Source organism: Oscillatoria sp. HE19RPO (assembly GCF_024220515.1).
Lineage (GTDB): Bacteria > Cyanobacteriota > Cyanobacteriia > Cyanobacteriales > Laspinemataceae > Laspinema.
In genome coordinates this window covers 1-9,257 of record NZ_JAMXOT010000435.1, presented here as the reverse complement: position 1 = coordinate 9,257, position 9,257 = coordinate 1, and the positions used below count along the sequence as shown (strand labels likewise).

The window sequence follows — 9,257 nt, the reverse complement described above, 5'->3', positions numbered from 1 at the left end:
CCAAAAAATAAAACCTTCAAAAAACCCGCAGGCTCAAGCCTGGGGCTACACGGACAAAGCCCGCCTGCGCGGGCTAAAAGAGCCTTGTTAGGTGCGATCGCATCAAAGCAAGGATGATTTATTTGTTGGAATCCCCTAACCGAATCTAAAAACCCACCCATCAACTGAGAAGTTTCCCCGTTCGTAGTAACGACTTCAGTCGTTTCCGGATTAACAAATTCCGAAAACCCAACCCTATCAAATGAGGAGTTTCCCCGTTTGTAGTAACGACTTCAGTCGTTTCCGGATTTCCAGATTGAAGAATTCCTAAAACCTAAACCTATTTACGAACATGGAGAACGACTGAAGTCGTTACTACGAACATGGAGAACGACTGAAGTCGTTACTACGAACATGGAGTACGACTGAAGTCGTTACTACGAACATGGAGTACGACTGAAGTCGTTACTACGAACATGGAGTACGACTGAAGTCGTTACTACGAACACCCAAGAGAACGACTGAAGTCGTTACTACGAACATGGAGAACGACTGAAGTCGTTACTACGAACGTCGGAGGATTTCTCTTCGTTTGTAGTAACGACTTCAGTCGTTTCCGGATTTATCAATCCCTAAAAATTACCGCTATTTTTACTCTTCTAAGTAACTTTGCAACCCTTCCAAATCGAGCTTACGCAAAATTAGACTGGCTTGATTAATCGAACGAGGGGAACCATTAACCACAATCAAGTATTTCCCCTGATTGAGGCGATTGCGATAGGGTAAGGCATCGCCACTGCCGAAGGCGACTCCGGCACCGCCTCCGACAAAAAAGCTGCCCATTGCACCGGCAATGGCACCACAGAATCCGCCTACGACATGATTGCCAATTTCCCCGGCCCAACTAAAGGTTTGTAAACCGGAAATCACACTAAAAACAATTCCAGCAAAAAAACCAAAGGGAATCAGCCAAGTTGCCATTAATTTACTTTGTTTAATGGCTTGTTCGTTGGGGTCGATCAAGCCATATTCATCAGCACTTTTATAACCCCGACCCAAAATAGAAACTTGATTGAGGGGAAAACCTTCTTTTTCGAGGACAGAGTAAGCAGTTTCTGCCTGAATTCGGTCTGATACAACAGCAACGAGATAGTTCATAAAGGAAATCTATGAGGTTAATATACGGCGTTAAGGACGGATTGAGGTAGGTCCCAGTGAGGAACGGCACTGAACCCACGATGCACTCATTTTAGATCGAGTTGGGGACTACTGATGTTGGATGAAGAATTTAGATTTCTCGGCTTGACAAAAGCGTAAACCTATGATAAATAAGTTAAAAATTCACGAAGAGTCTAGGTTTAGCCCGAGTCAAAATGGGAGAGGGTTCACAGCCGGGAATCCGAATCGATTAATCCATTTTGAATGGCTAAAACTGCGGCTTGAGTGCGATCGCGCACTTCCAATTTCTGTAAAATAGCATGAACATGAACCCGGACCGTACCTGGGGCGATAAAGAGAATAGAGGCAATTTCTTGATTGCTCTTTCCTGCTGCAACTAGGGCTAAAATTTCTTGTTCTCGTTTCGTGAGGGGATTGGCAACCAGTTCCGGTGGAGTAACCAGGGGTGTAGGACTCGCAAAATTCTCTTTAATCTGTTGGGTGGCGGTAGGATCCCACCAGGAAGCCCCGGCCACTAAAGAGCGAATTGCTAGGACTAAGGTTTCTGGAGCAATGCCTTTGAGACAATAGCCTTTCGCCCCCGCTTCAATTAACCGTTCAATCAGTGCTTTTTGGGAATGAGAGGTTAAGATTAAAACCGGAATATCCGGGTGGTTTTTGGTAATTTGCCGACAAGCCTCAATGCCACCGATTCCCGGAAGTCCGACATCCAAAACCACAACATCCGGTTGATATTGGGGGGGTTAATTCCACAGCGGATTCGCCATCTTCCGCTTCGGCAATAATTTCTAAATCACCTTCTCGTTGCAGACGCACTTGTAATCCGAGGCGAAACAGTTCGTCATCTTCAACTAATAATAAACGGAGTCGGGAAGTAGATGGCATTTAATTGGGAAGGGGTTGAGCAGCGGGTAATTTAAAGCAAAATTTTGCCCCATGAGGTGGGTTATGTTCGGCCCAAATCCTTCCCCCATGAGCTTCAATAATCTGTCGGCTCAAATACAAACCCAGTCCGGAACCTTTGGCATGGCGATTGCTATGACCTTGATAAAAGCGTTCAAATAAATGAGGGAATTCTCCAGGACTTGAACCTTTTGTGCGGTGGAAGTCGATTCTAGGATAACATCAACTAAACCGCCACGAGGGGAATGGTTGATGCTATTAGCCAAGAGGTTGGTAAAGACGCGGTGCAGTTGTAAGGAATCGGCGCGAACCCAGAGGGTGCGACGAAATTGGGATTCTCCATACCGGGTGCGAATGTAGATGCGCCGGTTGGTAGCTAAGGGGGTTAAGGAGGCGATCGCCTCTTCAGCAATGGCGACTAAATTAACCGGCATCAGATTCAGTTGGAGTCCCTCGCTATCGTTGCGATAGACATCCAGCATGGTTTCTACGAGTTGGAGGGTGGTTTGGAAAGAGCGTTCCATCATTTCCAAAACCTGTTGTTGTGTCTGAATCAGGGGACCAAATTCCTCTTGCTGAAAGGATTTGACGGTGGCGATCGCGCCTAAGAGGGGGGTTTTTAAGTCATGGGTGAGGGTGGAGACAAAATCTTCCCGGAGTTGCGCCAGTTGTGCTTGTGCTTGCAGTTGCGCTTTGTGTTGCGCGATCGCCTCTTCATAAGATCGAGTGCGATTGCTTAACCATGCCGTCACCAGTAGCGCCAATACCACGAGCACTCGGTTCGCAATCACCGATAGATTAATCAATTCAGTTCCTGGCATCACTAAGTTTAACAGGGTTAAAACCGATCCTAAGAGCGTGACTTTCCAGGTGGTTGAGCTATTTAACCGCGAACTCGCCAAGATAATCGTCCCAATATAAAGATAACCAAAAACATAAGGCGGTGGAGTCGAAAATTCCAGTACAAAGACGATCGCACAGACACAGGCGATCGACCATCGGGTATCAAACGGATGCTGAGTTTTCGCTGAAATCCGCTTAGGGTTGGATATCTGATGCCACATCCTTAAAACTCGCCGGGTAATTTTGATTGGGTCTATTTTAACTAAAGGCTTGCCCGTTTATCCCAGTTTTATATCTCCAGATATAGAGCTATCTAAACGTTCTCATTCCCCTTATATGACTCGCCCTATATTGAGAGGTTGAATTTCTCCCCAAACAGCCTTCTATATCTTGTCTAATTCAAAATTTGTCCCTAATAATGCATACAGATATAGCGAACTCACCGCTGGGGGTAACAACTATTCAGTCTTTTCCCGATGCCATCAAGGCAGAGAAGTTCAGGCTGTGAACCCTTATTCACCTGTGGCCACTTTCGCTATCTAACCAATCTAGGTTGGAGTCCTTTCTAGGAAAAATCATTGATTGTTATGCTACAAGGATTCATTCAAATCACTTTAACTCTAGGGATATTAGTGGCAATTGTGTCATTTTTCGGTCGTTACATGGCTGATGTGTATTTAGAAGAACGAACCTTTTTTGACCGAGGATGTAGACCAATTGAACCCTGGATTTATCAAATCGGAGGCATATCATCCTGGGAATCTATGACGGGTTGGCAATATGCCCGGGCGGTACTCATCAGTAATCTGATGATGGGGATTTTGGTCTTTTTAATCTTCATGTTTCAAGGAATACTGCCCTTAAATTCAACTGGATTAGAGGCCCCGAGTTGGGATTTAGCCCTGCATACCGCGATTTCATTTACAACCAATACAAACCAGCAACATTATTCAGGAGAAACCACCTTTACTTATGCCTCCCAGATGTTTGCCTTGGGTTTTTTGATGTTTACCTCGGCAGGAACTGGGTTGGCGGTAGCCATTGCCTTTATTCGCGGGTTAACCGGCAGACCCTTGGGGAATTTTTATGTGGATTTAACCCGCAGCATCACCCGAATTTTGCTGCCGATTTCGGTGATGGGTGCGATCGTTTTGCTGCTGGCTGGGGTTCCGGAAACTTTAGCTGGACCCGCTACAGTAACGACCTTAGAAGGAGTCACTCAAACTATTGCCCGAGGTCCGGTTGCTCACTTTGAAATTATTAAGGAACTGGGAGAAAATGGCGGGGGATTTTTGGGCATTAATTCGGCTCATCCTTATGAAAATCCGAATGGATTTACAAACTTAGTAGAAACCGTCAGTATGGTTTCGATTCCGGCTTCCTTGATTTACACCTACGGCATCATTGCCGGAAATAAAAAACAGGGATGGTTGCTATTTTGGATGGTGTTTATTCTCTATGTTGCCTTGATTGCGATTACGGCAGTCGGGGAGTATGGCGGCAATCCTGTGGTGAATAATTTGTTGGGAAGTTCCACCCCAAATTTAGAAGGAAAAGAAGTCAGATTTGGATGGGCGCAAACGGCTTTATGGGCCGTTAATACGACGGGAACCATGTGTGGGGCAGTGAATGGAATGCATGATTCCCTGATGCCTACGGGTGGGTTTTCAACCTTGTTTAATCTATTTTTACAAATTATTTGGGGAGGACAGGAAACCGGAACGGCTTATTTGTTTGTGTTTTTGATTTTGACTGTATTTCTAACAGGATTGATGGTGGGGAGAACTCCGGACTTTTTGGGACGAAAAATTGAAAAGCGATAAATTGTATTAGCCAGTGTGATTTTATTAGTACATCCCATTGCGATTTTGATTCCATCAGCAATTGCGATCGCCTATCCAGAACTTCTGGGAAATATCAGCAATCCAGGCTTTCATGGAATTTCTCAAGTCGTCTATGAATATGCTTCTGCTGCGGCGAATAATGGGTCTGGATTTGAAGGTTTGGGAGATGATACTCTCTGGTGGAACTTGAGTGCCAGCATGAGTTTATTAGCCGGACGTTATGTTCCCATTATTGCTTTATTGCTCTTGGCAGATAGCATGGCTAATAAACAACCCGTTCCAGAAACTCCCGGGACTTTGCGAACAGATACCCCGTTATTTACCAGTGTTACTGCCGGAGTGATGTTAATTTTAGGGCTGTTAACTTTCTTTCCTGTAATTGCCCTCGGACCTCTGGCTGAAGTCTTTAAATTGGGCGGAAATAGCAGATTTATTTCAGTTAATTTTAGGTCATTTCAAGCTCACTTTATTCTGATTCAATTCTTATAACAATCATGAAGACGATGACGAACAACAAACCTGGATCTACCCAGGGTCAACCCCAGGACCCGATGCGTCACTAATCTACGGATTAGGAGGCGTCGTCACTCCTTTTATTGGAATTAAACTCATTGACTGGGCCATTGTGTTAATTGGCTTGGCCTAGACTGGTTTGGACTTTCACAGACTTTGAATTGGTTTGAAATTGGAGAAAACAGCATGAACAGAAAGAGAGACTTACCCCAAATCCCGGTTTTAGAAAAAACCCAGGTCCTTCCCCAATTACTAGAATAATTTGAGGATTTTCTCAAATTATGGCAAAGACACCCCATCGCCATGCGGTTACTTTTTGTCATGGTTTTTAACCTATTAATTGCTCCCGCCCTCTATGCTTCAAATGGGGATTCCTTAACTCGCCAATCGGCTTGGACTCTTGGCCTATTGGGACTTTTAACCCTGGGTTTGTCCATTTACTTGTTTACCGTCATCATTCAACATGAACGGTTTTAACCGGGGTGGTTTCGATTGAAAAGACAGCCCCATACCCTCCCTGGCTTTGCAGGGAATTCCAGCAGAAGAGATATCATTTCTGGGGAAAAAGAAAACCCTTCCCAATTCAAGCCATCATCATTAAATTGAATTAACGCAGGAGAAACAACCATGACTATGCCGCTGATTAAAGATATATTAATCGGCCTGCGTGCCACCCTAATTTTATGGGTAATTGCGGCTGTAATTTATCCCTTTTTTATTTTGTTTATAGGCCAAGTATTCGTTCCCAATATCGCCAATGGCAGTTTAATTCAAACCCAGGGGGGTGAAGTCGTAGGTTCTGCATTAATCGGTCAAGAGTTTACCGAACCGGGCTATTTTTGGAGTCGTCCGAGTGTGGTTAACTATAGTCAAGGTGAAGAGGCACAACCCACGGGCGTCTCTGGTGCCAGCAATCTAGCACCGAGTAATCCCGAATGGATGACCCGAATTACGGAAGAAATTGCTGCATTAACGGGGGCTGTAGTGAATCCAACTGGGGATTTACTATACAGTTCGGGATCGGGTTTAGATCCGCATATTACCCCGGAAGCTGCTTTGGTTCAGGTACAACGTGTCGCCACAGCTAGAGGACTCTCCTCCAGTCAAATTGAAGAGTTGATTTATAACTATATTGAAGGTCGCTTTTTAGGATTTTTTGGGGAACCTGGAGTTAACGTTTTGAAACTCAATTTAGAGTTAGACCAAATCTCGGGAGTCTAAATCCGGTTAACCCTTTGCTCCCCCTTCCAGCAATAAAAAAAAATTCCTTATTCTCCCTCTCCTTGTAGGAGAGGGCCGGGGAGAGGTGGGAAGGGGGCTGGGGGGTTAGGTCTCTTAAAAAAATTGAAATGCTCCCTGAAATCTAAATTAACGGCTTCAAAAACAGGAGGAAAATCACCTTGTTTTATTCTCATCAACCTATGGAATTACCCGAACAATTCCCAGAATCCGATTCCCTGTATCAGCCCTCTCGTCGTCGGGGTAAACATAAAATTTATATTGGCATGGCACCCGGGGTTGGCAAAACCTTCCGAATGCTGGAAGAAGCACTCGCGCTCAAACAGGAAGGGATTGATGTGGTAGTTGAACTGTTAGAAACTCATGGCCGTCGAGACCCTGCCGAAAAAGCAGAAGGATTGGAAATTATCCCGCGCCAACAAATCCAACGAGGCGGGATTGTTTTGACGGAAATGGATGTGGATGGGATTTTAGCCCGTGCGCCTCAATTAGTCTTAGTCGATGAACTGGCTCATACTACTATCCCCGGTTCCCTACGAGAAAAACGCTATCAAGATGTGGAATTTATTTTAGAGGCGGGAATTGATGTTTATTCTACGGTTAATATTCAGCATCTTGAAAGTCTCAAGGATTTAGTGGCGAGAATCACGGGAGTTGTGGTGCGAGAACGGATTCCCGATCGCCTGTTAGAAGAAGCATCAGAAGTCCTGGTGGTGGATATCACCCCAGAAACCCTAGAAGAACGATTGCGCGAGGGCAAAATCTATGCTCCCGCTAAAATTCAACAATCCCTCGCTAATTTTTTCCAACGCCGTAATTTAGTGGCGTTGCGAGAATTAGCCTTAAGAGAAGTTGCCGATAATATAGAAGAAAATGTCTTATCTGGAACTCGTCCGGGATTAACTTGTAGTATCCAAGAGCGGGTCTTAGTCTGTGTTTCCACTTATCCCAAATCCTTATTATTAATTCGGCGGGGGCGAGACTGGCTAATTATATGAATGCACCATTTTATGTGATGTTTGTCTCATCCCCGGAGCGGTTTTTAACGAAAGAGGAAAGTCTGCATATTGAAACCTGTGAAAAGCTCTGTGAGGAATTTGGCGGTGAATTTGTCCGGGTAGAAAGCCGGGATATTAAGGAAGCCATTTCTAAGATTGCTGCTCAATATCGCATCACTCAAATTGTGTTAGGAGAAAGCCGGCGATCGCGATGGGATTTATTGTGGCGGGGTTCTCTTGTCCAGCAGTTGATGAAATCGCTTCCCGAGATTGATTTACATATCATTGCCAACAGCACTAAAGAGACTTAAAACTCAGGGTCTTGCAGTGCTTTTTCATTCCATTAAGCGTCGGACTGAGGACAACTCGGAACCCTAATCTCGCGACACTTGCTCAATATAGACGTTCCTAAACTCATGAAGCACAGATATTTAAAGGAGTGCCTTATAACGGTGGTAAATGTGATATGATTGTTGCGGGTGTAATTCTACTGCGCGCAAGCATTAGGGTCGCGGCGACTTACGCCCTCAATTTATACCTAAGCTTTAGAAACTGGGTTTCTTGCATATTCTCTTGTGATGCCTTAACATCATCATGAAATATAATCCTGAAATTCATCATCGCCGTTCTATCCGTCTCCCTTTCTATGATTATTCGCAGCCCGGAGCTTATTTCATTACCCTGTGTACTACCCGCAAACAATGTTGGCTTGGCAAAATTTATGATGGAAAAATGCACCTCAATCACCTGGGTCAAATTGTGCAGGTTGAATGGCTGAAATCTGCCGAAATGAGACCCAATATCAGATTAGATGAATGGGTTGTTATGCCAAATCATTTACATGGAATTGTCTGGATTCTTGAAGCCAAGGAACTACAGAAAACTGATTTAAGTCATGGATTGCCCTGTGAATATGAGTTTGGAAGTTTATATAATAAGTCTTCTAAAAAATCTTTTAATCGTAAAGCAAATTCTTTGAGTTCTTTTATTGGCGGATTTAAAGGAAGTGTGACCAGGAAAATTAATCAACTTTGTAAAAATCCATCTATTCCCATTTGGCAAAGGAATTATTATGAGTCGATTATCGAAGATGAAAAGGCGCTTGATTCAATTCGAGAATATATCCAACTAAATCCCCAACGTTGGGGAGAAGATCCAGATCATCCTCAATTTCAAGACGATTTTTCTGAACTGTTCCTGGATCTAGAATTTTAGTGAACTAGGGGTGCAAGCGACGGACCCATTCCATTGTAGGGGCGTATTGCATACGCCCAAGAGGGCCTGCGCATTGCGCCCCTACGGACCCATTCCACGGACCCATTCCATTGTAGGGGCGTATTGCATACGCCCAAGAGGGCCTGCGCATTGCGCCCCTACGAACCCATTCCACGAACCCATTCCAAGGACCCATTCCATTGTAGGGGCGTATTGCATACGCCCTCTTGGGCGCAAGCATTGCGCCCCTACGAACCCATTCCCCGAACCCATTCCATTGTAGGGGCGTATTGCATACGCCCTCTTGGGCGCAAGCATTGCGCCCCTACGAACCCATTCCACGAACCCATTCCAAGGACCCATTCCATTGTAGGGGCGTATTGCATACGCCCTCTTGGGCGCAAGCATTGCGCCCCTACGAACCCATTCCACGGACCGATGACTTGTAGGGGCGTATTGCATACGCCCAAGAGGGCCTGCGCATTGCGCCCCTACGAACCCATTCCACGGACCGATGACTTGTAGGGGCGTATTGCATACGCCC

The 9,257-nt window shown here is 45.1% G+C and carries 5 protein-coding genes and 4 pseudogenes; 5 read left to right on the top strand and 4 right to left on the bottom strand.

What is annotated here, in order from left to right; translation table 11 throughout:
* Window positions 1–630: 630 nt before the first annotated feature.
* The 4 genes and pseudogenes from NG833_RS29030 to NG833_RS30865 all read right to left on the bottom strand — a co-directional run.
* Window positions 631–1,137: a hypothetical protein gene (locus NG833_RS29030; protein ID WP_254568741.1), complete on the bottom strand. Its 507-nt coding sequence runs from the start codon at window positions 1,135–1,137 to the stop codon at window positions 631–633.
* Between the two features lie 227 nt (window positions 1,138–1,364).
* Window positions 1,365–2,043 (bottom strand): annotated as a pseudogene (locus tag NG833_RS29025) (response regulator).
* Window positions 2,044–2,271 carry a sensor histidine kinase gene (locus NG833_RS30870; RefSeq protein WP_309143896.1) on the bottom strand — a complete coding sequence of 76 codons (228 nt, stop codon included), beginning with the start codon at window positions 2,269–2,271 and terminating at the stop codon, window positions 2,044–2,046.
* Between the two features lie 305 nt (window positions 2,272–2,576).
* A pseudogene (locus tag NG833_RS30865) lies at window positions 2,577–2,882 on the bottom strand (histidine kinase dimerization/phospho-acceptor domain-containing protein); the annotation flags it as partial.
* 609 nt (window positions 2,883–3,491) lie between these two features.
* Between NG833_RS30865 and kdpA the strand changes: the two are divergent.
* The 5 genes and pseudogenes from kdpA to NG833_RS28995 all read left to right on the top strand — a co-directional run bounded on the left by kdpA (window position 3,492) and on the right by NG833_RS28995 (window position 8,713).
* Window positions 3,492–5,237, top strand: a pseudogene (gene kdpA / locus NG833_RS29015) (potassium-transporting ATPase subunit KdpA).
* A 327-nt stretch (window positions 5,238–5,564) separates the two neighbouring features.
* Entirely contained in the window at window positions 5,565–5,738 is a 174-nt protein-coding gene (locus tag NG833_RS29010) for a potassium-transporting ATPase subunit F (protein WP_254568740.1), read from the top strand.
* A 150-nt stretch (window positions 5,739–5,888) separates the two neighbouring features.
* Window positions 5,889–6,482, top strand: coding sequence for a K(+)-transporting ATPase subunit C (gene kdpC / locus NG833_RS29005; protein WP_375293982.1), 594 nt, complete (start codon window positions 5,889–5,891; stop codon window positions 6,480–6,482).
* A 200-nt stretch (window positions 6,483–6,682) separates the two neighbouring features.
* Window positions 6,683–7,809, top strand: a pseudogene (locus NG833_RS29000) (sensor histidine kinase KdpD).
* A gap of 283 nt (window positions 7,810–8,092) precedes the next feature.
* Complete coding sequence (locus NG833_RS28995; protein ID WP_254568739.1) at window positions 8,093–8,713, top strand: transposase; 621 nt, start codon at window positions 8,093–8,095, stop codon at window positions 8,711–8,713.
* Window positions 8,714–9,257: the final 544 nt, after the last annotated feature.

Bases quoted from the DNA above. Each gene is read 5' to 3' on its own strand.
- NG833_RS29010 (WP_254568740.1), top strand. From the start codon at position 5,565: ATGCGGTTACTTTTTGTCATGGTTTTTAACCTATTAATTGCTCCCGCC.
- NG833_RS28995 (WP_254568739.1), top strand. From the start codon at position 8,093: ATGAAATATAATCCTGAAATTCATCATCGCCGTTCTATCCGTCTCCCT.
- kdpC (WP_375293982.1), top strand. From the start codon at position 5,889: ATGACTATGCCGCTGATTAAAGATATATTAATCGGCCTGCGTGCCACC.
- NG833_RS29030 (WP_254568741.1), bottom strand. From the start codon at position 1,137: ATGAACTATCTCGTTGCTGTTGTATCAGACCGAATTCAGGCAGAAACT.